Here is a 23,484-nt window from a genome sequence, read left to right as displayed (position 1 = left end):
GGCATCGGCGGGGCTTTGCCGGTAGAGGTGCCCCCAATAGAGGACACCGCATGCTGAAAACCCGCATCATTCCCTGTCTGGATGTCGCCGATGGCCGCGTCGTCAAAGGTGTGAACTTCGTTGGCCTGCGCGATGCAGGCGACCCGGTGGAGTCGGCCAAGGCCTATGACACTGCCGGTGCAGATGAGATCTGCTTCCTGGACATCCATGCCACGCATGAAAATCGCGGCACCATGTTCGATGTGGTGCAGCGCACGGCGGAACAGTGCTTTGTGCCCCTGACCGTGGGCGGTGGCGTGCGGACCAAGGAAGACGTGCGCGCCCTGCTGTTGGCGGGGGCGGACAAGGTCAGCTTCAACTCGGCGGCGGTGGCCAACCCGGATGTGATCGCCGAAGCGGCAGATCAGTTCGGCAGCCAGTGCATCGTCTGCGCCATCGACGCCAAGACCGTCAGCCCCGGCAAATGGGAGATTTTCACCCATGGCGGGCGCAAACCCACCGGCATTGACGCAGTGGAGTTCGCCAAAACCGTTGTTGCCAAGGGTGCGGGGGAAATCCTGCTGACCTCGATGGATCGTGACGGCACCAAGGCCGGGTTCAACCTGCCCCTGACCCGCGCCATCAGCGACGCGGTGGACGTGCCGGTGATTGCCAGTGGCGGCGTCGGCACTCTGGACCATCTGGTCGAAGGTGTGACCAAAGGTGGTGCAAGCGCGGTTCTGGCGGCCTCGATCTTTCATTTCGGTGAATACACAATCCGCGAGGCCAAGGAACACATGGCCTCCGCCGGCATCCCGATGAGGCTGACATGAGCATTCTGCACGATCTGGCGGCAACGATCGAGGCCCGCAAAGGAACCGACCCCGAAAGCAGCTGGACCGCCAAGTTGCTGGCGAAAGGCCCGGAAAAATGCGCCGAGAAGTTTGGGGAAGAAGCGATTGAGGCCATCATTGAAGTGGCCAAGGGGGACCGGGACAAGCTGACCGCTGAGGCTGCGGATGTGTTGTATCACCTGCTGGTCATGCTGGCCGCGAGCGATGTGGCCCTGGACGATGTGCTGGCCGAGCTTGCCCGGCGGCAAGGTGTCAGCGGGATCGCGGAAAAGGCCGCGCGGCCGAAAGGGTAACTCAAACGGGTTTCGTCGCGACGGCTTCGCCACTATGATCCTTCACCGCGCCAACACGGAGCGAAGGACGCAAGAATGATCAAACCTCTGGCCCTTATTTTTGCCCTGCTGACCGTGGCGGCCTGCTCGACCCCACCGCCGACAACGGGGGATGAGGTTCAGCGCCTTGCGTCGGAAATCCGCAACTTGGGGCCGGGGGTCGATGAGGAAGAGGCCGACCGAGCGGCACGCATCGCGTATTCCTACACAGCCCAACTTGTACAGGAATATGAGATCACGGACCCGCCGCTGATCCACAATGCGAAGGTCAACAAAGGGCTGCGCCCACGCGGCTTGTGTTGGCATTGGGCCGAGGACATTGAACGCCGCTTGAAGCAGGAAGGTTTCAAGACCCTGACACTGCACCGCGCCATCGCCAACGCGGATAACCCGCTTCGAATCGATCACAGCACGGCAATAATCAGCCGAAAAGGAGACTCGATGTACGAAGGTGTTGTTCTGGACCCGTGGCGGTATGGCGGCGTGCTGTACTGGTCCCCATTGCCGGAAGACACGCGCTATGACTGGGTCCCGCGCGAGGTCGTGCTGGAGCAACGCAGGCAAGAACAGGTTGCCCGCCTCAAACCGCTGGAAGTCAATTAAACCGCTAGAGCTTGGATGAAATGACGCCGGTGGCGAACCCACCCATTCGCAATTCGCCAAACAGGCGCTGGTACTCGATCTTGGGGCAACGGTTCATAATCACATCCACCCCACGCGCTTGCGCCTTGCTTGCCGCCTCGGGGTGTGAAACGCCAATCTGCATCCAGATGGTTTGCAGGTCCGGAAAACTGCTCAAGGCTTCGTCGACTATCGGCGGCACTGCCTCGGACCTGCGGAATATATCTACCATATCAACTGGTTCCACAACATCGGATAAAGAGGCGCGCACGGTTTGCCCGAACAACACGGTCCCGGCATGGCCGGGGTTGACCGGGATGACCTTGTATCCCTTAAGCGACAGGTAACGCGCCACGTAATAACTTGGTCGCACCGGATTCGTCGACACGCCGACAACCGCAATAGATTTTGTGCGGCGCAGGACGTTTTTCAGGTAGTCATCGGAATACTGGGTCATGCTGACACCCTAAGCAGCATCAAGCCGAGAAAAAAGCGCTCAGGATGATCCTGAGCGCTAGTTGTTGGAACGAGGGACAGTGAAATGACCCGCGGCAGTTCCGTTCCGCGGTCACTGTGACATTTAGGCACGAGTTCTCGAAAAAAAAGAGGCGGCGCGCATTTTTGTGATGACAAGTCACGAAAGGCGGATTTTCGCCGATCACTCATACAGGATTACCGGCCAGTGCTGTTCGGCCAGATGGATGTATTCATCCACGTTCTTTTCCCAGATTATTTCAATCGCCGGTGAATGCGTCAGATAGAGCCGCCCGTCGACGATCTTCCATGCTTTGGGGTCCGTTGAACTCAGGCTCCCCTGCGCCATGGCCAACGCGCAATATCCGCCGAACTGCGGAGCGTAGGCACGCGGATTGCGCTCGAACTGGTCACGGTTCTCCTGCGAGGCAAAATGCCAGATCGCGCCCTTCCACATCACCGCGATGTCCGCCGCGCCTCGCAATGGTTGCCCACCATTGAAATAGGACACGGCGTCATAGCCAGATATCGCTGCGCCATCCGCGGAAAAATACATCGGTTCCTCTTGCGCATGCGCAAACGGCGCATACGCCGCACAGGCCAAACCAGCCAGAAATACCCGTCTTGAAAACATCAGCGCTTCATCCGCTTTAGACCCCAAGATCATAACATGCATTGTTGGGTCCTTTGTCGAAACCCCCCATGACAGGGATGTGAACGACAGTGGTTGCCCTAGTCGAACACGTCCTCGATCACGTCCCAGGCTTCATCCAGAACTTTTGAAAACAGCGATTTTCGCTTTTTCTTCGACTTGCCACCCTTTTTCTTGGGTTTGTAAGGCTGAGTTGTTTTCGACAGCTTGGCCTTTGGCATCATCTTGAGATCATGCAACGGCGCGCCACAACTGGAACAGCTCAATTCATGCTGTTGCTTGCCTTTCAGGACCAATGCGGCGCGGGTGCCGCAATAGCAGCAGGTGGCAATTTTCTGAGGGGCGGGAATGGCGGCCTCCTGTCATCTGTCTATGGATGCATATAGGGCGATAGCCGCTGCATTTGAGACATTGAGTGACCCAAAACCACCCGCCGCGTCAATCTTGACCAGTTGATCGACGGTTTCTTTTGTCTTCTGCCGCAACCCCGGACCTTCGGCACCCAGAACCAAAGCGACCGGTTGATTCCGACGCCCCTCCAAGGCGGTCTCGATCGTCTGATCCGCTTCGCCGTCCAACCCGAGCACCAAAAACCCCATGCCCTGCAAATCGGTGATTGTATCCGCCAGATTCCGCTGTCGCAGATAAGGTTGCCGTTCCAGTGCGCCACTCGCGGTTTTGGCCAAAGCGCCCGTTTCCGGAGCGGAATGGTGCCGTGTACCGATCACTGCGCTGGCGCCCAACACTTCGGCCGAGCGCAAGATCGCGCCCACATTATGCGGATCCGTGACCCGGTCCAAAAGCAGCACACGCGGGTTTTCCCGACCAATGCAGTTCTCGGCCAATCCGCCCCAATCCAATGGCTTCACCTCAAGTGCGGCCCCCTGATGGACCGATCCCGGATCAATCGGCGCAGTGAATTTGCGCGGATCGACAACCTCCGCATCCAGACCGGAAAACTCAATCGCTTCAGCCAGTTTGTCACGCGCATTTCGGGTCACGAGCAATCGCAGTTTTTGCCTTTTTGGATTCATCAACGCATCGCGCACAGCGTGCAATCCGAACAGCCAAACAGTTTCCGCAGCAGCGGCTTTACGGGCCTGTTCTTTCTCGACAACCCATTTGGGTTTTTTCATGGCTTGGGCCTCCGGGCCGGACAACAGGTTTCCTGCGTCGAAGGGGTAATTTCCTGTTGACGCTCCTTAGGCGCGCTAGTAATCACGCCTTCACGTCAGGTGCAACGCCTGACCGTGGGCGACAGGCCGCAAGGTGTGGCAGGGGACTGTAACTCCCTCGCGGAGACGCACGCCTGGTTCGATTCCAGGGTCGCCCACCATTTCACTATTTTATTCAATAAAATCAATGCACTTGTGTACCGCAGAGCGAAAATGAGGGCTATTGAGTTTCAATGGGTTATGACCCATGTGTACCGCAGTTAAGCACCTCAACTCACCCTCTCATCCTGCCGATATGCACGTTGTTTGTGATGGACGGTTGGTTGGTGTGTGCGGGCATGAAAAAGGGGCCTGACGGCCCCCTGCTCTGCTCTGTGGCTGTGTTATTCTTACGGCTAGCTGCTGTCTTGAACGGTGCGGTAATAGTCGAACTTGGTTTCAATCAGCCTGTTGATAGCCAGACCTATGCGGTTCGCGTCCCTTGGGCTGACGACATCGCAAAGCACATTCGCCAGATGGTTCTGCGCATCGGCGATACGATTTTCTTGGTATTTGATTGCCGCGTCTATTTCTTGCTCTCGCGTTGGCAACGCGCCTTCGTTCGATACACCGAGGGCTTTTTCCTCCAAAACTTCGATGTCTGCGGCTGGCAGCAACTCCTTTGGCTTGAGTCCCAAGGCATCAGCGAGTTGAACCAAGTGAACGCTGTTTGGGAACACTAAACCGTCCAAGTATTCTCCGACATAATCAACGTTTATACGGGCCTTTTGCGCTAGTTTGTCCTCGTTCCATCCCCGAGATCGCATTTCCTCGTAAAGCTTTTGTCCAAATTCTTCTTTGGTCATTGGGCGATGGCCACGCATGACGTTCCCATGGTTTGAGTCACGTGCATGTCGCACCCGTATTTGTTGCCGTGACACCGGACAACTGTTCCGCTCTCCGTGACCACGCACCACTTAACCTGCTGCGCCATCGCTGCGCCGCCGATCACACTAGCCACGACCGCCAGCATCATCACTCGTTTCATTCCGTATTCCTTTCGTGTTCGGTTTCCGACGAAAAAAGGGGCCCTGCGGCCCCTGCATTGTTCTTACTGGATTGGGATCAGTTTTAGACCACGGCACAACCGGCATTTTCCGCCAAACTTGACGTATATTATTCTGCAACGCCCGGATCATTGATCTCGAATGTCTGCAGATTAGTGACCACAACGGCGCTCCTGTGTGGGCTGTTGTGGCCCTGTCCGACGCTCTGGACGCCCAGAACTGGGACAATGTGCGTAAGGCGGTCTATGCGGCGGCCGCCGTCCGGTGACTGTCTATATCCAGACACCCGACACGGCGGCCTTCAAAGCGTCCAAAGGCCGGATTATGGCGCAAATGTCCCGCGCCGTCGCGCGCGGTGGACGCACCACCTAAACCTTGTCTCCGCCTTTGCTTAACGCTTTGGCGGCGGCGCGTCTCGCCAACTTTGGGACCGCAGTCGCAAGGGGTATTGAGATTGCCACAACAATCAGAATGGCCGCTAATCCTGTGACTTCGATTGGGCCGATCACTATTTTGCTGGATGCAATAAGGGCTTCGATAGACTTCATTTAGGACTCTCCTAATGGCCCCGCCTCACGGCAGGATTATCGGAGCCCCATATTCCTAAACTTAACCACCCATCGATGATCCCGTAGTGGAGTATGCATGCGCTCTTTGGCGCTTGGCGAAACCATAGCAGTATTTCCCGAAAAACTCAAACCAACCCCGGCTACGGGCAAGCCTTGCGAGGCGGTCTATGCGGCTGAGGGTGGCTAGCGCAGGTGCTTGCGCGCTGCAAATTTCGATTCCTTCTTTTTGGGTTTCAACCCACCGTCACGCTCCGGGTCCCACATCAACTTTTGGATTGGTTCGGGCAGAAAAAAATAGGCCACTGATACTGCCAACAAGACGCAGGCCAGAACCTCGATAGCTGAGGTAATAAAGCCTCCCAGCCCCAAAGACCCGGCAACGACGACAAACGCAATAACAGCTACGACCGTAAAAGCTGTGTTTTTTACTGCCGCAGCACCACACATCAGCACGACCAGAATAAGAAAAACAATCCAAACCATAGAAAAATCCTTTCGTCAGCATTTCAATTATTTGAAACGATTTCTCCGGCAATTCAGGCTTTTGTAAGGCGCATAAGCTTACCGATTGCTACCGCCCACGACGACGCTCTGCCTCAAGCCTGAAACGGTTCTGACGCGCGGGCAACTTGTCGCGCGTCTCAACAATCACACGGCGGGTATACGCGTGCGGTGTTTGCCAAGGCTCGTGGTCAACGCGTCAAGGTGGGTGGACCTGCGGTGTTCCTGCCAAAGCTCGCTGCTATGGCTTGCTCTAGTACGTTGTCGGGGTTGTGAGCAGCTCTGCCGAAGTAGAACGGCAACAACTTTGCTCTTACCGCCCCGCTCAGATTAACGGGCTGTCGCTTTCAGACTGTGAATGCCAGTTGTCGATCACGCTGCCGCATTGCTCTGGGTGTCGATCCGATCAAACCAGGCCAGAATGGTGTCTAGATTTGGCTCCAAGGCTTCCGCTTCTTCGCCAGTGAACGCCTTGAACTTGTCCGCGTTAAGGCCGTTCACGCCGACCAGAACCGGGATATCCAGCGCAAGGGCCTCACCAATGACCGGTCGAAATCCGCGGCCATCGGATTCGTGCTTGCCGAATTTGTTGATGATCAGCAGCTGCGGTGCTTCTGCCAGCGATGCGGTGACGTAGCCGACAGCCTGTTCCAATGCGGCCGGGTCAAGACGGCAACCGCGCGAGTGTGCGCCCAGAGACTGCGAGATGCGAATGGTCTCACCATCAGGCAAAACCCTCAGATCCATGTCGCATTTACTGTTGTCCGCGCACTCGGTGTTGGTTTGAACCACCCCCGACAGTCTGGCCCCTTTGTCCAGCAAACGTTCGGCGACCTCGCTGAGCAGCCGATCGGTCGCGCCGCGATCGGTGGTGGTGACATAGGCCAAATGCATTTCGAACCCCATAAGATTGTAGACCAGCCCCTGAGTTAGCACGGTTTGGGGTGGTCGGCCACTCAACCGGGCAATTGCATCACCGAAAGCGCAGACCAAGGGCACATTTGATCCAAGCGGGGCGGTCGAGCCGCCCCGCCCATTCACTATAGGCCCAGCGCCTTGCGCCGTTCTTCGGCAAAACCCTGCACCATGCGGTCGGCGATCAGCGCCAGAATGGCCATTGCAGCCCCGGCCGAGATGCCCAGCCCCACATCCGCCTGCCCCAGCGCAAGATAGATCGACTGGCCCAAACCAGTGGTGCCGATCAGTGCCGCGATCACCAGCATCGCGAAGGCGTAAAGGATGGTCTGGTTCAGCCCCAGCAGAATGGTCGGTGCGGCATAAGGCGCGCGGACGTCGCGCATGATCTGCCATTCCGTCGCACCGCTGGAGATTGCGGCCTCCATCATCTCTTCGGGCGTGTTGACCAGCCCGTGCCGCGTGTAGCGGATCATGGGAACGATCGCATAGGCGCAGATCGCGAGGAAGGCCGAGAATTCTCCGATCTGGAAAACCATCAGAACCGGAATCAGGAACACGAACAACGGGATCGTCTGAAGCATGTCGCAGATGGGGCGCACAACGGTCCAGACCGGTGACCAGACGGCGCTGGCCAGACCGATCAACCCACCAAACACGGCGCAGAAAAACACCGCCGCGCCGCTGAGGTAGAGCGAGAGCAAGGCACGCTCCCACAGGCCCGAGACGAGGATGGTGCAGAGCAGCCCCACCGACAGCGCCGCCAGACGCCAGCCTCCGGCGACCCAGCCCAAGGCCGCGGCTCCGGTCAGGACAAAGGGCCATGGCAGGTTCGAGATGCCGGTTTCCAGCATGCCGATCAGGATCAGCACCACCAATCCGCCGGTCAGGTGCCCGCGCCATGCCATCAGCAGCGCGATCGCGGCACCAATGGCGAAGAGGCCGTAGCTCATGGATGGTGTCCAGGCAAAGCCCCATGTGAACGGCAGCACCGCCTGATCCAGGCCGATCCGAAGCGGCAAGAGGACGTAGAACAGAGAGTTGTTCTTGAGCGCATCCAGCCAAGGGCCATTGGCCTGCGTGAACGCGGTCAGGCCGTTGTCGATCGCGGTGGCCATCGGGTCGAGCACCGTCAGGTCCGACGGGTTCGGCAGCCATGCCCAGAAGGCTGCCGTGAACAGCACCGTGAAGGCCAGCATCGCCCAGACGACGCGGCTGTCATAGCGTTTGCGCTCGGTGGCCAACGTGCCGCTCATCCGGTCGATGACCACGGCGAAGACGACAATTACCAGACCGGCCATCAGGGATTCGCCGAACTGCGCCTTGCGCATGGTCAGCAGAACCTCCCACCCGATATCATTGAAACCGCCGATGACGGCGGCGATGATCACCATCGACAGGGCGGCCATCAGGCATTGGTTCACGCCAACCATGATCTGCGTGGTGGCCGCCGGGATTTCGACCTGAAACAGCTGTTGCAGACGGGTGCCGCCGGACATGATGGCGGCCTCTTTGATCTCGGATTCCACCCGCTCCAGTCCCAGCATAACGTTGCGCGCCATCGGCGGGGCGGCATAGATGGCCGAGGCAATCAGGCCAACCACCGGGCCGAAGCCGAAAAGCAGCAGCAGCGGTGTCAGATAGGCGAAGGTCGGCACTGTTTGCATCACGTCCAGCGCCGCTTGTACGAAGGCTTTGACCCGCGGCACCTCATTGGCAAGGATGCCAATCGCGCCCCCCATGATCAGCGCCACGGGCACGGATACGGCGACAAGCGCGAGGGTGTTCATGCTCTCGGCCCAATAGCCCGAGGCCAGCACGAAGCTGAGCCCGATAAAGCCCAGCGCCGCCATCGGCAGACCACCCAGATACCAGCCCAAGGCGGTGACGATACCGATGAGAATGGGCCAAGGCGTGTTGCCCAGCACGAAGTTGGCGGCATTCATCGGATAGGTCATCAGGTCTGAAAACAACCGCATGGCGGGTTTGATGCCATTCAGGAACCAATCGAGAAACCCGCCGACCCACTGGGTGGCGGGCAATTCCCACGCGGCGGGCCATTTGACCAGCCACGGGGCGACGCCTTCGAGTGCGAGGCACAGCGCACCGAAGATCACTGTAATCAGCGCCGCCTGCGCACCCGTCGATAGGCGGGCGTGCTGCGCCGGAATTTCCGTGACGGCGGTCATGCCTCATCCACCTGCAAGGCTGCGGCGAGGTCTGACGGATGTACGGTGCCCACTATATTGCCGTCGGCATCACGCACGGGCACGGGTTCATAAAGTTCCATGCAATGCGCAAGGGCCGCATCCAACGTCATCGATGTGGTCAGGCCCGGATCATCCGGTCCACGTTCATCATCGTCGCGCATGACCGAGGCAACCTTGGCGTGCTGGCCCTTGGCGACATCTTTCGAGAATTCGCGCACATAGTCGTCGACCGGGCGCAGCACGATATCCGTGGGCGTGCCGATCTGCACGATCTTGCCGTCGCGCATGATGGCAATGCGATCGGCCAGTTTCAGGGCCTCTTGAATGTCATGCGTGATGAACACGATGGATTTCTTCAGCGTCGCCTGAATGCGCAGGAATTCGTCCTGCAACTGGCGGCGGATCAGCGGATCGAGGGCAGAGAAAGGCTCGTCCAGAAACCAGATATCGGGGTTTACGGCGAGGCTGCGGGCAATCCCGACGCGCTGGCGCTGGCCGCCGGAAAGCTGCCGGGGAAAGCTGTCTTCGCGGCCTTCCAGGCCAACCAGAGAGATCACCTCTTGCGCCCGCGCCAGACGTTCCTGTTTGCCGACGCCTTGCACACGCAGCGGGTAGGCCACGTTTTCGGCCACCGTCATATGCGGAAACAGGCCAAAATGCTGGAACACCATGCCCAGCTTTTTGCGGCGCAGGTCTGTCAGCACCTTTTTGGATGCGCCCATGACGTTCTCGCCATCCACACGGATTTCCCCGCCCGTGCCGGGCAACAGTTGCGAGATACAGCGGATCAGGGTTGATTTACCCGAGCCGGACAGGCCCATGATGACAAAAAGCTCGCCCTCTTTGACCTCGAAATTTGCGTCCTGCACCGCCGGGATGAACCCGTGCTCACGCAGGTCGGCGGCGGCTTTGTCGGCATCATCCCCTGACCGAGACAGCGCGTCGGTCAGGGCTTTGTCTGCACCGGGGCCAAACACCTGCCAGAGGTTCCGGCAGGCGATGGCTGGTGTCTTTGCGTCGGTCACTTAGGCAGGCTCACTGCGTGGCCGCGTCGACAACCGGACGCCATTTGCCCTCATTCTCGGACATCCACGCCGCGACGACTTCTTCGACTTTGCCGCCATCCACGTCGATCGCGCCCATCATCGGCTGCTGGTCTTCGACCGCCAGCTGATAGTTGGTCAGGATCTCATACGCGGCGGGCCATTTATCTTCCATGCCGCTCCAGCTGGCTTTGAAGATGCGCGACGGCGAGAAGTCGCAATCGTTTACGGCGTTCGGGTTCGGGCCCCACGCCGGATCGTTGAAGCAGGCTTCCTCGCCCGCGGGCAATTCAACGAATTGGACGTCATAGGCGGACATGGCCCAATGCGGCTGCCAGAAGGTGATCAGCAACGGCGATTTCCGCTCGGTCGAGGCGCGCAGTTCGGCGATCAATGCACCTTCGGAACCGGCAGGCACCGCCTTGAACGGCAATTCAAGACCGGTCATACGATCCGCGCCGGGGGTTCCCCAATCCGCAGGATAATCGACCAGACGCCCGCCTGGCAGTGTTTCAGCCGTCGCGAACACCTGGGCGCACTCCTTCAGCGCTTCCCAAGCGGGCAGACCCGGGCACAGATCAGCGACGTGCGCGGGGTAGGCAATGCCTTCTTTGGCATCAAGACCCAGATCGCCGATTTCAACCACGGTGCCTTCGTCGATCTTCTTGGCGTATTCATCCGACACGTTCGACGACCAGATTTCCAGCGTCGCATCGATGTCGCCATCGGCCAGCGCCTGGAACTGGTTCATCATTCCGGCTGTCACATATTCGACGTTGTAACCTGCGGCTTTCAGCATCTCACCCGCGACATGCGTTGTGACATGCTGACCGGTCCATTCGTTGATGGCCAGTTTGATCGGCTCGTCCACCGCGCCCATGTCGGCGGCATGGGCTACGCCCGCCACAGTCATCGCCAAAAGGCTTACACCAAGTTTTTTCATGTATTTTCTCCCTGTCTTCTTTCATTCGCCCACATGGACCAGTGACCCACCCATGGGCGTATCAGTTAGCGACTGTACCGCAACATGCACGAGTTGGAAGTGGTAAGGAAAGAGAGCATTTTGCAGCGCCGCCGATAAATCCTGATCGGCATTCGCGTCTGTGCCCCACCCCCAAACCACAGACGTCACAGCGCTTGCAGCTTTTTCATCGCGGCAGATTGCGGGAAATTGATTGACCAGTCAATTACAAATACCCCAGTTTCGCTGTCTTCACGCGCAAGTCACGGCAAACCTCTGGCATTCCAGAAGGTATTTGCTTGCAAGGCGCGAACAAAACGGCAACACTTGCGGATCGGAGGTTAAGTCCAATGCGCCATTTTGACGAAATTTATGAAATATCGGCCAATCGCCACGGTGGTGCTGACTCGTTGGAGCGCAACATAAGCAAGCCCAAACCCCACGCCGAACTGGCCGCCATGCCGGATGACCGTTGGCTATCCATTATCTCCAAGACAGTTTTTCAGGCCGGCTTCAGCTGGAAAGTGATCGAGGCCAAGTGGGACGGGTTTGAAGCAGCCTTTGACGGATTCGACGTCGGACGCTGCGCATTTATGGATGACGAGAAATTCGATGCGCTGCTGCAGGATACCAGAATTGTGCGCAACGGGACCAAAATCGCTTCGGTTCGCGACAACGCGGCCTTTCTGTTGGAACTGCGCGACGAGAGCGGTGCTGGCCAGGTTTTGGGCCAATGGCCATCGTCCGACTACATCGGATTGCTTGCGATGCTGGCAAAACGCGGATCCCGGCTGGGCGGTGCGTCAGCACAATACGCCATGCGCTTTGCCGGACGCGATAGCTTTATTCTGTCGCAAGACGTGACCGCACGATTGATTGCCGAAGGCGTTATTGACAAGCCCGCGACCTCGAAAAAAGCGATGGCAGCGGTTCAAGAGGCATTTAACACGTGGATGGATCAATCTGGCCGATCATTGACGGAAATCAGCAGGGTTTTGGCAATGAGCCTGTGAAAACGACTTGCAGCGCCGCGCGCGGGTATTAGGCTTCTACTCATGGTCCGCGTTTTTCTGATTTTGACCTTTGTCTTTTTTGCATCCTGCGGTCGCCAACTGACCCCGCAAGAGCGCGCGTTTGTTGGTAACATTCATGGCGAAACGGTAGATGCTGATCGGGTACGGCTGGTGAAGGGCGCGCCGGTTGCTGCCGTTACCTTTACCCGCAAAGCCCGGCCACGTCTCACCTGCCGCGAGAGAATACTGCCGCCGGTCAAAACCGAAACGGTAACCGGAAAGCCGGCGGCGGTTGCCCTGTTCAATCGGGTATACTTTACAAAAGACTGGTACCTTGACGACTACATGTCCCAGTACCCTGATCGGATGAACCTGATCGCCGCTATGTTGCTGGCGCATGAGGTCACACATGTCTGGCAATGGCAGAATCGGGAAACGACCGGCTATCATCCACTTCGTGCGGCGGCCGAGCATGGTCGGTTATCTGATCCCTATCTCTTTGATTTGGACACCTCACCCGATTTTCTGGCCTACGGTTTCGAACAGCAAGGTTCAATCGTCGAAGAATACGTGTGCTGCCGCGCACTGGACCCGGGTGCGCCGCGCACAAAGCGACTGCATGATATGTTGCAGCCTCATTTCGATCTTGCCGCACTGCCCGGCGGTCGTCGTGAAAGCGATGTTCTTCTGCCTTGGGCCGGGGCGGAAGTCGAAGGGATATGCCGCTGAGGGCCTAGTTTGACTGCAGCGTTTTCAGGTATTCGACCAAATCGGCAATTGGCTTGCTGGTCAGTATCGGCTGGCCCGCTGGCGTTTTGATCGCGGTGTCCTGCCCTTCGAAATACGGACCGTAAACCGGCATCGGGCTGCCGTGGCTGACCAACGGATCACGCCCGTCGATCCGCTCCACGACCCGCGCTGTGGGAAAGACACCTTCTGAATCAGCCAGCGTTTTCAGGTTGGTCGGCTGGATGACAAGAACCGCCGCCATGGGCCCCTGCCCGGCGGCATCCAGCCCGTGGCACGTTGCGCAGTAATGCATGTAAAGTTCTTCACCGGTTGCCACGTCCTGCGCTGCGGCAATCGGTGCGATCCCAACAGCCAGTGCGAACACTCCTGATCCAAGTAACCAACCCGTCATATCATCCTCCGTTGGAAAACACATTTGCAGGCTTGCCCAGCGGGCAGGTTGCCGCAATGATCCAGATCAACGAGGGCAGCGCACAGGTGAGCTTCATGACACAATACGCAGCGATCATGCTGGCGGCCGGGATCGGTATCCCCATTCTTGCGGCACTGAATGCGGCATTGGGGCGGTTGATCGGATCGCCGACAACCGCTGCCGTCATCCTGTTTGCGATTGCATTTGTTGCGTCTGCATTAGTGTTGCTTGTGATGCCGGGCGGTCAGGCGTTTGCCAAGGCCGCGCAAGCGCCAAAACATCTGTTTCTGGCTGGCGTTCTCATCGCGTTCTATGTGCTATCCATTACCCATGTCGCCCCTCATTTCGGGGTCGGAAACGCGGTGTTTTTTGTTCTGTTGGGACAATTGATCAGTACGGCGGCAATCGACCATTACGGGCTTTTCGGCGCTCAGGTCACGCCGTTGACCTGGATGCGTGCGGGTGGAATCGCAGTGATGGCGGCGGGGGTCGCAATCACTCAACTGGCCTGAGCACACCGGCCTCCAGCCGCACCATCCGGTCCATTCGGGCCGCGAGGTCAAAGTTGTGGGTGGCAATCAACGCTGAAAGACCGTCCTCGCGCACGAGGCTCATGAGCGCTTCGAAAACCTGATCCGATGTTTCGGGATCCAGATTTCCCGTCGGCTCATCCGCCAGCAACAAGCGCGGGCTGTTGGCCAGCGCCCGACAAAACGCCACCCGCTGCTGTTCACCACCCGAAAGCGCGGCCGGACGATGATCGGCCCGCGCGGCAACGCCGACCCTGTCCAGCAACGTCATCGCCCGATCTCTGGCAGCTTTTTCTGACGCGCCGTTGGCCAGCTGCGGCAAAGCGATGTTCTCCAACGCCGTGAATTCGGGCAACAAGTGGTGGAACTGGTAGACGAACCCGACATCCTGGCGTCGGATTGCCGTCCGGGTGCGGTCGCCTTTGCCCTTCAGGTCCTGACCGGCGATCTCAACAACACCTGCATCCGGTGAATCCAGCAGCCCGGCAATATGCAAGAGTGTTGATTTCCCTGCCCCGGACGGCGCGACAAGGGCAACGGCCTCTCCGGCGCGCAATTCAAGATCGGCACCGCGCAGAACCTGCACTTCTCCGGGTGTGCCGGTAAGGTAAGTCTTTGTCAGGCCACTCAGCCGAAGTGTCGCGTCATTCATAGCGCAGCGCCTCGACCGGGTTCAGCCGGGCCGCGCGGCGGGCCGGAAAGTAGGTGACAAGAAACGACAGACCCAAGGACAAACCAACCGCCTTAAGCACATCCGACAGATGCAGTTCCGCCGGAAGGGCGTAAATTCCGCGAATTGCAGGGTCCCAGACACCCCCACCCATCACGAAATTCACGAACGAGAAAATCGGATCGATATACAGGGCAAACAGACATCCGAGCACAACACCCATCACGGTCCCGATTATCCCGGTGAAGGCACCACAAATAAAGAACACGCGCAGGACTGATCCCTCGCTCAGGCCGATCGTTCGCAATATTCCGATATCCCTGCCTTTGTTTTTGACCAGCATGATCAAACCGGACACGATATTCATTGCGGCGATCAAAACGAGGATCGAAAGGATGATGAACATCACGTTGTCTTCGACTTCCAGCGCCCGCAAAAAGCCGCCGGACGCGTCCTGCCAGGTCCAGATTTGCGCGCGTTCCCCCGCGGCTTCCAAAATCGGTATCAACACCGGGTTCATGTTTTCGGGCTGTTCGACCATGACCTCAATTTCATCCGCAACGCCGTCTCGATTGAAAAAGCTCTGCGCTTCGGCGAAGGGCATGTAGACCCGTGTTCGGTCAATGTCGTACCGACCTGCAGAAAAAACATAGACGACGTCATATGCATTCACGCGCGGCGAGGTCCCAAAGGCGGTTTTGACCCCATTGGGCGATGTCATCCTGATCGTGTCCCCGACCGTTGCCCCAATTGCGCGTGCCACACCGGACCCGATAGCTATTCCGTTTTCGAACTGCGAAAGATCACCATACGCCTGTTCGCTGTCGGCGATACCGGGCAAGCGGAACAGGTCATCCCGCCGTATCCCAAAGACTTCGACACCGGTACTGCGGTCACGATTTGTCAGCAGAACCTGCCCCTTGACCAAAGGCGCGGCCCTTACGACGCCCGGCACTTCTGCGATCCGCGTCGCCGTTTCGTCGTAGTCCGAAATCGTCCGATCCACCTGACCCTGCGCGTCGATCTCACCAGCGGAGTAAACCGTCACATGCGCATTTGCGCCCAGGATCGTTCCGACAAATTCGGACCGGAACCCCGACCGAACTGCCAATGTTGCAATAAGCGCAAACACAGCAAGTGTTATGCCGATCAGCGAAATCCACGTCATCACGCTGACGCCGCCTTCGGCGCGACGGGCACGCAAATAGCGCCATGCTATTTTCCATTCAAATGGGGCGAAAGGCGGGGGCGTCTTGGCCATTACTGCTCCGGCAATTGTGTCGCGGCGACCCTTTCGGCATTTCAACGGATGGTCAAGGCAGATGTGTCATTTGTCGAGGCAACCCGGCCCAGCCACGCCGAACGCAGGGTTCAGGCTCTCGACAAATCGAATCATCGGACGTGCGTACGAAATCCACTCTAGCCAGCAGAGAAAGCGATTCCCGATTAATATACCCTCAGTTGTGAAGCCCTTCACAGACAACCGGGTATTGTTTCAGCTATGAAGTCAATGTGACGAGTAAAGCAATAATGCGAGTCCTTAAAGCAACATTTACTACGTAACTATGTTTCGCGCTTTGCTTATTTTGTGTAATTTTGTCACCCTACAGTTCGGGGGACACAGTTTTAAGAGTTAAGAGCGGGAGGTCGCTCATGGGTATTCAAAAGAACATTTATGAATCGGGCCCGATTTTGGCCCGCAAAGCATCATCAGAATTGGATTGCGAAACGGCCGCGCTGCTCAGAGCGGCGATCCGGCCTTTATTTGCAACCGCAGCAAGCTGGAGCAACCTGACAGACATCCTGCGAGACAAAGGATATCGTCTGGCGTTCCGTCAGGGGTCTTTGTGCATCACGGATCGTGCGACGAACGAACGGGTCTGCGGCCTACGGTTTCTGGGTCTGGATCTGAAAGAGCTGGTTGGCCGGATGGGCCGTCCCATCGTGGTTGCCAGAGGGCGCGACGCCGACGGTGACTTGCTGGCCGCTCGGCCAACAGTCAATCGCTCCTAAGGTCCGCAAGCGCCTTGCGCATCGCCCGGATCAGGCGATGCCCTTGTAGATTTCAGCGAGTTTGGTCACCGCAGCCTCGGGGCTGAGTTCTTCGCTTTCGCCTGTGCGGCGGCTGGTCAGTTCGACCACACCGTTTTTCAGACCACGCGGCCCGATAGTGATGCGCCAGGGCAGACCGATCAGGTCCATCGTGGCAAACTTGCCGCCTGCCCGTTCGTTACGATCATCATAAAGCGGCTCAAGCCCCAGTGCGGCTAGCGCGGCATAGATTTTGTCACAGGCCGCATCAGCCTCTTCATCGCCTTGCTTCAGATTGACGATACCGCAATGGAACGGTGTCACGCCTTCGGGCCAGATGATGCCCTTGTCATCGTGGCTGGCCTCGATGATCGCGCCGACCAGTCGGCTGACCCCGATACCGTGGCTGCCCATGTGAACCGGAACCGGCTTGCCATCCGGGCCTTGAACGGTCGCACCCAGAGGTTCGGAATACTTGGTGCCAAAATAGAAGATCTGGCCAACCTCGATCCCGCGCGCCACGCGGCGGCGTTCTTCCGGGATCTGATTGAACAGCGCCTCGTCATGGGTTTCGTCGGTGCGAGCGTATTTCGAGGTGAACTCTTCAAGGATCGCCTGACACTGTTCGCGGCTGTCATAGTCGATCTCGCGATCACCAAAGCTCAGATCGGTGACGGCGCTGTCATAGAACACCTCGGACTCGCCTGTGTCTGCCAGCACAAGGAACTCATGCGTGTCATCGCCACCAATCGGGCCGGAATCGGCACGCATGGGTATGGCTTGCAGGCCCATCCGCTCATAGGTGCGCAGATAGCTGACCAGATGGCGGCTATAGGCGTGCAGCGCGTCTTCCTTGGTCAGGTCGAAGTTGTAGCCGTCCTTCATGTAGAACTCGCGCCCCCGCATCACGCCAAAGCGCGGGCGGATTTCGTCACGGAATTTCCACTGGATCTGATAGAGGGTCAGCGGCAGGTCTTTGTAGCTGTTGACGTTCCCGCGGAAGATATCGGTGACCAGTTCCTCGGCCGTGGGAGTATAAAGCATGTCGCGCCCGTGGCGGTCCTGCATCCGCAGCATTTCCTGACCGTAATCATCGTAACGCCCGGATTCGCGCCACAGCTCGGCTGATTGCAGGATCGGCATCTGGATCGCGATGTGACCCGCCCGCGCCTGCTCCTCGTGCACGATGTTTTCGAGCTTGCGCAGGACTTTGAACCCAAGGGGCAGCCACGAATAAATCCCGGCGGCGGCCTGCTTGATCATGCCGGCGCGCAGCATCAGCCGGTGGCTGACGATCTGCGCCTCGGACGGGTTTTCCTTGAGTACGGGCAGAAAGTAACGGCTGAGGCGCATTGGTGGACCTTCAAAGCAAAGAATTCGACTTCAAAGGTGATTATGCCAAAGCCTCGCCGGGGGCAATCGGGCATTGGCGATTTTGCGAGCCGTGGCCTGCCTGTTTTTTTGATTGACCCGTCAGTCATGTTCTTCAATTGTGCCGAAATTGTAAAACCAAGAGGCGCCGATGCAGACGATTCAGGAACCCGCCCGCCAGATCCCCGTGATCCATCAAACCGATATTCTGGTCGTGGGCTCTGGCCCTGCCGGGCTGGCCGCCGCTTTGGCCGCAGCGCGCGCGGGAGCCGAGGTTACGCTCATGGACCGGTTTGGGTGCATGGGCGGCAATATCACCACCGTCGGTGTCGAGGGGTTCGCCTGGTACCGCCACGAACAAACGGTTGAGGCGGGCGGTATCGGGCTGGAGTTCGAGACCCGCGCCAAGGATATGGGTGCTGCCGTGCCCGAGAGCCAATCGCTGAGCTATGAGCTGGACAGCGAGGGGTTCAAGCTGGTGGCCGACAAACTGGTTGAGGAAGCCGGAGTGCATCCCATGCTGCACCGGCAATTCGTGGCTCCGATCATGGACGGCAACCGGATTACCGGCGTGATCACCGAGTCGAAGGCAGGTCGCGAAGCGATTCTGGCCCGCGTTGTCATAGACGCAACCGGTGACGCGGACGTGGCCCATCGTGCGGGCGCGCCAACACATAAAACCCCGCGCGAGGACATGATGGCGGCGTCGGTCATGTTTCATCTGGCCGGTGTCGACAAGCGCGCGTTCATGGAAGGCGTCAAGGCCGACCCGCAGACCTACAAGGATTGGGGCGGCGGAGGTGAGTGGAACATCGAAACCTCGGGCAAAGAGGACGATATGTTCTCACCCTTCGTACACAAACCCTTTCAGCAGGCCATCGACCAAGGCCTGATCCCGCCGCATCTGAACACCATCGCAGGCACCTGGGGGGCGATGCATGACACGGGTGAACTGACCTATATGAACCTGATCCATCTGGCCGAGATCGACGGCACCGACCCCGACAGCCTGACGAAGGGCGAGATCGAGGGACGCCGCCAGTCGATGCTGGCCATCGAGGCGCTGCGCCGCTTCATGCCCGGTTGTGAAAACGCGCGGTTGCGGAATTTCGGGATGACCATTGGCATCCGCGACACCCGCAAGATCGACGCGGTCTACAACATGACCGAAGAGGACGCTCGCCATGAGGGGCGTTTCGAAGACTCGATTGGCATTTACCCTGAATTTATCGATGGTTATGGCATTCTGATCCTACCCACGACCGGGCGCTATATGCAGGTCCCTTACCGTTCGATGCTGCCGAAGGGCGTCAAAGGTCTGCTGGTCGCAGGACGCTCGCACGGGGCAGATCGGGTTGCCCACGCAGCGACACGGAACATGGCCTGTTGTGCGGTCATGGGACAGGGCGCGGGCATTGCGGCGGCCTTGTCACTGAAGAGCAATAAAGATCTGGACAAATTGAACCTGAGCCCCGTTCACGCGGAACTCGACCGTCAAGGTGTCCGTGTGTTCTGAACATCGCGCGAACCCGGCAAATCCCTTGCCGCATGAAGCCCTTGCATCGCTTGGCCCGTTGGGCCAAGAACACTTCAGGCACCGCAACAGAAGGATGCACGATGGCTTTGCCGGTTAAGGATCAGCTGAGATATTGGGGCATTGCCGCGGCCGTTTTTATCCTTGTGCTTTGGCTACTGGGCGACGTGCTTTTGCCATTCGTGATCGGCGGTGCCATCGCATATTTTCTGGATCCCGTAGCAGACCGTCTGGAAAAACTGGGTCTGTCGCGCGTCGCCGCGACCGCCCTGATCACGGTCGTCGGAATGCTGGGGTTCGTGCTGATGATCCTGATGGTGGTTCCGGCCCTCATCACTCAGCTTCTTGATCTGATCGACGTCATGCCCAACCTGTTCAAGGAAATGCGGGCGTTTATCGAGAAACAGTTCCCGTCGCTGCTGGACCGCGAATCCAGCACCCACCAGATGCTTGTATCCTTCGGTGAAACGCTGAAGTCCAAAACCGGGGACGTCTTGCAAACCGTTCTGGCCTCGGTCGGATCAGCCATCAACGTTGTCGTTTTGCTTGTGATCGTTCCGGTCGTCGCTGTCTACTTGCTGTTGGACTGGGATCGCATGATCGCCCGTATCGGAGAGCTACTGCCCCGCGATCACGCGCCGACAATCAAACGCCTTGCCGGCGAGATTGACGCGGTTCTGGCCTCGTTCGTGCGCGGCATGGGTACCGTGTGCCTGATCCTTGGAACATATTACGCAATCGCATTGATGGTTGTCGGGTTGCAGTTCGGCCTGATTGTTGGTGCCATAGCCGGGTTGGTGACGTTCATCCCCTACCTCGGCGCATTGATCGGCGGAACGTTGGCAATCGGATTGGCCCTGTTCCAATTCTGGGGAGAGTGGACGCACGTGGCCTTGGTCGCCGGTATTTTCATGCTGGGTCAAGTGACCGAGGGTAACTTCCTGACCCCTAAACTGGTCGGCAGTTCCGTTGGTTTGCATCCGGTTTGGTTGCTGCTTGCGTTATCGGTGTTCGGCGCACTTTTTGGTTTTGTCGGCATGTTGATTGCCGTTCCGGTGGCGGCGGCGCTTGGGGTTCTGGCGCGGTTCGCCACGCATCAATACCTTAACAGCCGCTTGTACACCGGCCTGGATGGGCAGGCCCGGGACCCAGAGTAAATGGCCACGCAGCTCAGTTTTGATCTTCCGTCCAAGACAGCCTTGGGCCGCGAGGATTTCTTTGTCTCCCCCGCTAACGCATTGGCCGTCGCCATGATCTCGGCCACGTCGTGGCCGGGCAACAAACTGGTGCTGAGTGGACCGGCTGGCGCGGGAAAAACCCATCTCGCCCATGTCTGGGCTGCCGAGACCGGCGGGCAGATCGTGCGCTCGACCGCGCTGCGCCACGATGATGTCCCGGAATTGGCCAACACCCCTGTGGCCGTCGAAGACGTGCCTTTGATCGCAGGTGACGCAGAACGACAGAACGCGCTGTTCCACCTGCACAACCTGGCGCTGGCCGAGGGCAATGCGCTGCTTCTGACAGGGCGGGAAGCTCCGACATTCTGGGGCTTGTCGCTGGCCGATCTGCAAAGCCGCGTGCAAGGATCACATCACGTCAGCCTTGAAGCGCCGGACGACGCGCTGCTTGGGGCGGTTCTGGCCAAGTTGTTCGTCGATCGCCAATTGAATCCTGGCCCTGACGTGATCGCTTATCTTGTAAAACACATGGACCGCAGCTTTGAGGCCGCAGCAGCGGTTGTGAAACATCTGGACGATCTTGCGCTGAGCGAAAAGCGCGAAATCACACGGGTTTTGGCCGTGCGCTGTTTGAACACGCTGCAGGCCGCCAACAATACGGAAGATTGACCAAAGAATGACGATTTCGCATCCTGTGGCCCAAAGGACTGGGGACTTCATGGATCAGACAGCCGAGACTGACACATCGGATTACGGCCTGTTCGGCAGGCCATTGTTCGACGATCCGGGCGCGCGGGCCTTATCGCGGGTTGGCGTTGTGGACGTGGGATCAAACTCGGTCAGGATGGTCATCTTTGACGGTGCAGCGCGATCCCCGGCATATTTTTACAACGAAAAGGTCATGTGCGAACTTGGGGCGGGTCTCTCGGACACAGGCCGTCTGAACCCGCGGGGACGCGAGCGCGCGATGGCGGCCTTGCTGCGCTTTCAGGCGCTGGCCAAGGATTTGGGGCTACCCGACTTGCATGTCGTGGCAACCGCAGCCGTGCGCGAAGCCAGGGATGGACCGGAATTCTGCCAAGAGGTCGAGGCCCAAACCGGCCTGACGATCAATGTCGTCGACGGAGAGGAAGAGGCCCGCCTGTCCGCGCAGGGTGTATTGCTGGGTTGGCCCGGAGCATATGGATTGATATGCGACATCGGCGGCTCGTCGGTTGAACTGGCCGAGATCGGCGGCGGCGAGGTGGGTCGCCGCATGACGTCTGCCCTTGGGCCTTTGAAACTGCGCGATATCAAGGGCGGTCGGCGCGCAAGAAAGGCGCATATCAAAAAGACGCTGGAAGATATGCGGGATCAGATGGGCCCGCAGCGTGATCGCTTGTTTCTGGTCGGCGGTAGCTGGAGGGCTTTCGCACGGTTGGACATGCTGCGCCGCGGTTATCCGCTGAACGTGCTGCACGAGTATCGCATGACGCACAAGTCGGTGCAGGAGACCATCAAATTCATTGAACAGGGAGACCCGGACAAGTTGCGCAGTCAGGCCGGTGTTTCAGGCTCACGTATGGCTTTGATTCCTTATGCGATGGACGTTCTGGCGCGGTTGATCCGGACTTTTAAACCCAAAGACATCGCCATCTCCAGCTATGGTATCCGCGAGGGGCTGCTGTATCAGCAAATGCCGCAGCGTCTGCGCGACCGCGACCCGTTGATCGAAGCCAGCCGCTTTGCCGAAGCCAAGGATGCGCGACTTCCCGGGTTCGGAAAGCATTTGTTCGATTTTGTCATTCCGCTGTTCAAATCGGCTCCGCAGCAAAAGATGCGACTGATCAAGGCTGCATGCTTGTTGCACGACGTCAGCTGGCGCGCGCATCCCGATTACCGCGCCGAAGTCTGCTTTGAATACGTGACCCGCGCCAATATGAGCGGCCTTAAGCACTCGGAACGGGTGTTCATTGGGCTGGCTTTGCAGCATCGCTACCGCAACAAGCGCGAAGGCAACCGGTTTGCACCTCTGTACGAGCTGTTGGACGAGCGTGAACAGAAACAGGCCGAAATTCTTGGAAAGGCCATGCGCTTTGGTGCGATGCTATGGATGAAACCAAACGTCGCCATGGGCAAGCTGCGGTTTTTCCCCAAAAAGCAACAGCTTGACCTGATATTGCCAAAGAATGCCGCGCCTTTGTTCAATGAGGTTGCCGAGGCACGGTTCAACTCGCTCGCCAACGCTGTCAAGTCCGAAACGCGTGTGATCATGCGCGGCTGACCGGCGCCCACTCAGATATCCGTGAAGCCTTCCGGCGCGGGTTCTTCAACGTCGGGCTCATCCTGCTGCGGCTTTTTGCGGATGATGATATCCCCATTTGGCAGCATTTCGGGCGCTTCATACGCGCTCCAATCCTTGACCTGTGCCGCCAGATCGGCAAGCGCCGGCCCCATTTCCTGAACAAAGGATTGCATAGCGGGTCCGAATTGTTCGGCGAGACCGCGCAAATCCTCAAAGGTCGGCTCCATTTCCTGCCGCAATCCTTCCAGGAACAGTTCTGCGCCTCGCTCCATCAACGACTTGGAATCATCATCCTGCGCGACAGCAGGCAGTGCAGATGTGGCACATACAGCAAATATGGTCAGAGCGCGTTTCATGCTTTGAATATAAGGGATGACCG

General features: G+C 58.4%; 28 protein-coding genes and 1 tRNA gene. 12 read left to right on the top strand and 17 right to left on the bottom strand.

What is annotated here, in order from left to right; all coding sequences use genetic code 11:
* The first annotated feature begins 50 nt into the window (after positions 1-50).
* From hisF to RA28_RS04600, 3 genes are all read left to right on the top strand, one after another.
* Positions 51-812 carry an imidazole glycerol phosphate synthase subunit HisF gene (gene hisF, locus RA28_RS04610; protein WP_039524133.1) on the top strand — a complete coding sequence of 254 codons (762 nt, stop codon included), beginning with the start codon at positions 51-53 and terminating at the stop codon, positions 810-812.
* Positions 809-1,126 (top strand): phosphoribosyl-ATP diphosphatase, encoded by a 318-nt coding sequence (locus RA28_RS04605; protein WP_039524132.1) that lies wholly within the window; start codon positions 809-811, stop codon positions 1,124-1,126. Before hisF ends, RA28_RS04605 begins: the two co-directional genes overlap by 4 nt.
* Positions 1,127-1,201: 75 nt before the next feature.
* Positions 1,202-1,768: a hypothetical protein gene (locus tag RA28_RS04600; RefSeq protein ID WP_039524131.1), complete on the top strand. Its 567-nt coding sequence runs from the start codon at positions 1,202-1,204 to the stop codon at positions 1,766-1,768.
* A 4-nt stretch (positions 1,769-1,772) separates the two neighbouring features.
* On the opposite strand, the gene RA28_RS04595 is transcribed toward RA28_RS04600, so the two are convergent.
* From RA28_RS04595 to rlmB, 4 genes are all read right to left on the bottom strand, one after another.
* The gene (locus RA28_RS04595) at positions 1,773-2,243 is read right to left on the bottom strand and encodes a CoA-binding protein (protein WP_039524130.1); all 471 of its coding nucleotides are present in this window, start codon (positions 2,241-2,243) and stop codon (positions 1,773-1,775) included.
* Between the two features lie 201 nt (positions 2,244-2,444).
* Positions 2,445-2,936, bottom strand: coding sequence for a YHS domain-containing (seleno)protein (locus RA28_RS04590; RefSeq protein WP_241481060.1), 492 nt, complete (start codon positions 2,934-2,936; stop codon positions 2,445-2,447).
* Between the two features lie 56 nt (positions 2,937-2,992).
* Positions 2,993-3,208: a hypothetical protein gene (locus RA28_RS04585; RefSeq protein ID WP_342585414.1), complete on the bottom strand. Its 216-nt coding sequence runs from the start codon at positions 3,206-3,208 to the stop codon at positions 2,993-2,995.
* A 66-nt stretch (positions 3,209-3,274) separates the two neighbouring features.
* Complete coding sequence (gene rlmB / locus RA28_RS04580) at positions 3,275-4,048, bottom strand: 23S rRNA (guanosine(2251)-2'-O)-methyltransferase RlmB (protein ID WP_039524128.1); 774 nt, start codon at positions 4,046-4,048, stop codon at positions 3,275-3,277.
* 116 nt (positions 4,049-4,164) lie between these two features.
* On the opposite strand from rlmB, the gene RA28_RS22635 reads away from it, so the two are divergent.
* A tRNA-Tyr gene (locus RA28_RS22635) sits at positions 4,165-4,248 on the top strand.
* A 234-nt stretch (positions 4,249-4,482) separates the two neighbouring features.
* Here the strand turns inward: RA28_RS22635 and RA28_RS04575 are convergent.
* From RA28_RS04575 to RA28_RS04540, 8 genes are all read right to left on the bottom strand, one after another.
* On the bottom strand, positions 4,483-4,932 hold the full coding sequence (locus tag RA28_RS04575; RefSeq protein WP_039524127.1) for a helix-turn-helix domain-containing protein: 450 nt from the start codon (positions 4,930-4,932) through the stop codon (positions 4,483-4,485).
* On the bottom strand, positions 4,929-5,114 hold the full coding sequence (locus RA28_RS04570) for a hypothetical protein (RefSeq protein ID WP_039524126.1): 186 nt from the start codon (positions 5,112-5,114) through the stop codon (positions 4,929-4,931). The genes RA28_RS04575 and RA28_RS04570 overlap by 4 nt, the downstream gene beginning before the upstream one ends.
* A 387-nt stretch (positions 5,115-5,501) precedes the next feature.
* Positions 5,502-5,681: a hypothetical protein gene (locus RA28_RS04565; protein ID WP_039524125.1), complete on the bottom strand. Its 180-nt coding sequence runs from the start codon at positions 5,679-5,681 to the stop codon at positions 5,502-5,504.
* Positions 5,682-5,885: 204 nt separating this feature from the next.
* Positions 5,886-6,185: a hypothetical protein gene (locus RA28_RS04560; protein ID WP_039524124.1), complete on the bottom strand. Its 300-nt coding sequence runs from the start codon at positions 6,183-6,185 to the stop codon at positions 5,886-5,888.
* 390 nt (positions 6,186-6,575) lie between these two features.
* Positions 6,576-7,097: a DUF2478 domain-containing protein gene (locus RA28_RS04555; protein ID WP_039525793.1), complete on the bottom strand. Its 522-nt coding sequence runs from the start codon at positions 7,095-7,097 to the stop codon at positions 6,576-6,578.
* A gap of 146 nt (positions 7,098-7,243) precedes the next feature.
* Positions 7,244-9,307, bottom strand: a complete 2,064-nt coding sequence (locus RA28_RS04550) for an ABC transporter permease (RefSeq protein WP_039524123.1) — start codon at positions 9,305-9,307, stop codon at positions 7,244-7,246.
* Positions 9,304-10,353: a quaternary amine ABC transporter ATP-binding protein gene (locus RA28_RS04545; RefSeq protein WP_039524122.1), complete on the bottom strand. Its 1,050-nt coding sequence runs from the start codon at positions 10,351-10,353 to the stop codon at positions 9,304-9,306. The genes RA28_RS04550 and RA28_RS04545 overlap by 4 nt, the downstream gene beginning before the upstream one ends.
* Before the next feature lie 10 nt (positions 10,354-10,363).
* Positions 10,364-11,314: an ABC transporter substrate-binding protein gene (locus RA28_RS04540; RefSeq protein WP_039524121.1), complete on the bottom strand. Its 951-nt coding sequence runs from the start codon at positions 11,312-11,314 to the stop codon at positions 10,364-10,366.
* A 368-nt stretch (positions 11,315-11,682) separates the two neighbouring features.
* Here RA28_RS04540 and RA28_RS04535 point away from each other — a divergent pair, with 368 nt between their 5' ends.
* Positions 11,683-12,345: a DNA-3-methyladenine glycosylase I gene (locus tag RA28_RS04535; protein ID WP_039524120.1), complete on the top strand. Its 663-nt coding sequence runs from the start codon at positions 11,683-11,685 to the stop codon at positions 12,343-12,345.
* Between the two features lie 42 nt (positions 12,346-12,387).
* Entirely contained in the window at positions 12,388-13,074 is a 687-nt protein-coding gene (locus tag RA28_RS04530; protein WP_039524119.1) for a hypothetical protein, read from the top strand.
* A gap of 4 nt (positions 13,075-13,078) precedes the next feature.
* Here the strand turns inward: RA28_RS04530 and RA28_RS04525 are convergent, their stop codons facing one another.
* A complete protein-coding gene (locus tag RA28_RS04525) occupies positions 13,079-13,486 on the bottom strand; it encodes a c-type cytochrome (RefSeq protein WP_039525789.1) in 408 nt (135 codons plus the stop codon).
* 95 nt (positions 13,487-13,581) lie between these two features.
* Here RA28_RS04525 and RA28_RS04520 point away from each other — a divergent pair, with 95 nt between their 5' ends.
* Positions 13,582-14,019, top strand: a complete 438-nt coding sequence (locus RA28_RS04520) for a DMT family transporter (RefSeq protein ID WP_039525785.1) — start codon at positions 13,582-13,584, stop codon at positions 14,017-14,019.
* Here the strand turns inward: RA28_RS04520 and RA28_RS04515 are convergent.
* A complete protein-coding gene (locus tag RA28_RS04515; protein WP_039524118.1) occupies positions 14,003-14,689 on the bottom strand; it encodes an ABC transporter ATP-binding protein in 687 nt (228 codons plus the stop codon). The two genes, RA28_RS04520 and RA28_RS04515, sit on opposite strands and share 17 nt — an antisense overlap.
* Entirely contained in the window at positions 14,682-15,968 is a 1,287-nt protein-coding gene (locus tag RA28_RS04510; protein WP_039524117.1) for a lipoprotein-releasing ABC transporter permease subunit, read from the bottom strand. Before RA28_RS04510 ends, RA28_RS04515 begins: the two co-directional genes overlap by 8 nt.
* 392 nt (positions 15,969-16,360) lie before the next feature.
* Here RA28_RS04510 and RA28_RS04505 point away from each other — a divergent pair, with 392 nt between their 5' ends.
* Entirely contained in the window at positions 16,361-16,720 is a 360-nt protein-coding gene (locus RA28_RS04505) for a hypothetical protein (RefSeq protein ID WP_039524116.1), read from the top strand.
* 30 nt (positions 16,721-16,750) lie between these two features.
* Here RA28_RS04505 and proS read toward each other — a convergent pair whose 3' ends face one another.
* Positions 16,751-18,091 carry a proline--tRNA ligase gene (gene proS, locus RA28_RS04500; protein ID WP_039524115.1) on the bottom strand — a complete coding sequence of 447 codons (1,341 nt, stop codon included), beginning with the start codon at positions 18,089-18,091 and terminating at the stop codon, positions 16,751-16,753.
* Between the two features lie 169 nt (positions 18,092-18,260).
* On the opposite strand from proS, the gene RA28_RS04495 reads away from it, so the two are divergent.
* From RA28_RS04495 to RA28_RS04480, 4 genes are all read left to right on the top strand, one after another.
* Positions 18,261-19,625, top strand: coding sequence for an FAD-dependent oxidoreductase (locus tag RA28_RS04495; protein ID WP_039524114.1), 1,365 nt, complete (start codon positions 18,261-18,263; stop codon positions 19,623-19,625).
* 101 nt (positions 19,626-19,726) lie between these two features.
* Positions 19,727-20,800, top strand: a complete 1,074-nt coding sequence (locus RA28_RS04490; protein WP_039525782.1) for an AI-2E family transporter — start codon at positions 19,727-19,729, stop codon at positions 20,798-20,800.
* Positions 20,801-21,490: a DnaA/Hda family protein gene (locus tag RA28_RS04485; protein WP_039524113.1), complete on the top strand. Its 690-nt coding sequence runs from the start codon at positions 20,801-20,803 to the stop codon at positions 21,488-21,490. It begins immediately after the preceding gene.
* 49 nt (positions 21,491-21,539) lie between these two features.
* The gene (locus RA28_RS04480) at positions 21,540-23,084 is read left to right on the top strand and encodes a Ppx/GppA family phosphatase (protein ID WP_039524112.1); all 1,545 of its coding nucleotides are present in this window, start codon (positions 21,540-21,542) and stop codon (positions 23,082-23,084) included.
* Between the two features lie 11 nt (positions 23,085-23,095).
* On the opposite strand, the gene RA28_RS04475 is transcribed toward RA28_RS04480, so the two are convergent.
* On the bottom strand, positions 23,096-23,461 hold the full coding sequence (locus tag RA28_RS04475; protein WP_039524111.1) for a hypothetical protein: 366 nt from the start codon (positions 23,459-23,461) through the stop codon (positions 23,096-23,098).
* Positions 23,462-23,484: the final 23 nt, after the last annotated feature.

The sequence above is a fragment of the Ruegeria sp. ANG-S4 genome (assembly GCF_000814005.1).
In the GTDB taxonomy this organism is placed as follows: Bacteria; Pseudomonadota; Alphaproteobacteria; order Rhodobacterales; family Rhodobacteraceae; genus Ruegeria.
Note: the sequence above shows the minus strand (reverse complement) of the source record. Positions and strands in the feature narration are given on the sequence as shown.

Excerpts from the sequence above, each read along its gene's own strand:
- RA28_RS04555 (WP_039525793.1), bottom strand. The coding sequence starts at position 7,097 with ATGCATTTGGCCTATGTCACCACCACCGATCGCGGCGCGACCGATCGG.
- RA28_RS04535 (WP_039524120.1), top strand. The coding sequence starts at position 11,683 with ATGCGCCATTTTGACGAAATTTATGAAATATCGGCCAATCGCCACGGT.
- rlmB (WP_039524128.1), bottom strand. The coding sequence starts at position 4,048 with ATGAAAAAACCCAAATGGGTTGTCGAGAAAGAACAGGCCCGTAAAGCC.
- RA28_RS04530 (WP_039524119.1), top strand. The coding sequence starts at position 12,388 with ATGGTCCGCGTTTTTCTGATTTTGACCTTTGTCTTTTTTGCATCCTGC.
- RA28_RS04480 (WP_039524112.1), top strand. The coding sequence starts at position 21,540 with ATGGATCAGACAGCCGAGACTGACACATCGGATTACGGCCTGTTCGGC.
- RA28_RS04515 (WP_039524118.1), bottom strand. The coding sequence starts at position 14,689 with ATGAATGACGCGACACTTCGGCTGAGTGGCCTGACAAAGACTTACCTT.
- RA28_RS04475 (WP_039524111.1), bottom strand. The coding sequence starts at position 23,461 with ATGAAACGCGCTCTGACCATATTTGCTGTATGTGCCACATCTGCACTG.
- RA28_RS04505 (WP_039524116.1), top strand. The coding sequence starts at position 16,361 with ATGGGTATTCAAAAGAACATTTATGAATCGGGCCCGATTTTGGCCCGC.
- RA28_RS04560 (WP_039524124.1), bottom strand. The coding sequence starts at position 6,185 with ATGGTTTGGATTGTTTTTCTTATTCTGGTCGTGCTGATGTGTGGTGCT.
- RA28_RS04570 (WP_039524126.1), bottom strand. The coding sequence starts at position 5,114 with ATGAAACGAGTGATGATGCTGGCGGTCGTGGCTAGTGTGATCGGCGGC.
- RA28_RS04590 (WP_241481060.1), bottom strand. The coding sequence starts at position 2,936 with ATGCATGTTATGATCTTGGGGTCTAAAGCGGATGAAGCGCTGATGTTT.
- RA28_RS04595 (WP_039524130.1), bottom strand. The coding sequence starts at position 2,243 with ATGACCCAGTATTCCGATGACTACCTGAAAAACGTCCTGCGCCGCACA.
- RA28_RS04550 (WP_039524123.1), bottom strand. The coding sequence starts at position 9,307 with ATGACCGCCGTCACGGAAATTCCGGCGCAGCACGCCCGCCTATCGACG.
- RA28_RS04495 (WP_039524114.1), top strand. The coding sequence starts at position 18,261 with ATGCAGACGATTCAGGAACCCGCCCGCCAGATCCCCGTGATCCATCAA.
- proS (WP_039524115.1), bottom strand. The coding sequence starts at position 18,091 with ATGCGCCTCAGCCGTTACTTTCTGCCCGTACTCAAGGAAAACCCGTCC.
- RA28_RS04485 (WP_039524113.1), top strand. The coding sequence starts at position 20,801 with ATGGCCACGCAGCTCAGTTTTGATCTTCCGTCCAAGACAGCCTTGGGC.
- RA28_RS04525 (WP_039525789.1), bottom strand. The coding sequence starts at position 13,486 with ATGACGGGTTGGTTACTTGGATCAGGAGTGTTCGCACTGGCTGTTGGG.
- RA28_RS04540 (WP_039524121.1), bottom strand. The coding sequence starts at position 11,314 with ATGAAAAAACTTGGTGTAAGCCTTTTGGCGATGACTGTGGCGGGCGTA.
- RA28_RS04600 (WP_039524131.1), top strand. The coding sequence starts at position 1,202 with ATGATCAAACCTCTGGCCCTTATTTTTGCCCTGCTGACCGTGGCGGCC.
- RA28_RS04565 (WP_039524125.1), bottom strand. The coding sequence starts at position 5,681 with ATGAAGTCTATCGAAGCCCTTATTGCATCCAGCAAAATAGTGATCGGC.
- hisF (WP_039524133.1), top strand. The coding sequence starts at position 51 with ATGCTGAAAACCCGCATCATTCCCTGTCTGGATGTCGCCGATGGCCGC.
- RA28_RS04520 (WP_039525785.1), top strand. The coding sequence starts at position 13,582 with ATGACACAATACGCAGCGATCATGCTGGCGGCCGGGATCGGTATCCCC.
- RA28_RS04510 (WP_039524117.1), bottom strand. The coding sequence starts at position 15,968 with ATGGCCAAGACGCCCCCGCCTTTCGCCCCATTTGAATGGAAAATAGCA.
- RA28_RS04605 (WP_039524132.1), top strand. The coding sequence starts at position 809 with ATGAGCATTCTGCACGATCTGGCGGCAACGATCGAGGCCCGCAAAGGA.
- RA28_RS04490 (WP_039525782.1), top strand. The coding sequence starts at position 19,727 with ATGGCTTTGCCGGTTAAGGATCAGCTGAGATATTGGGGCATTGCCGCG.
- RA28_RS04575 (WP_039524127.1), bottom strand. The coding sequence starts at position 4,932 with ATGACCAAAGAAGAATTTGGACAAAAGCTTTACGAGGAAATGCGATCT.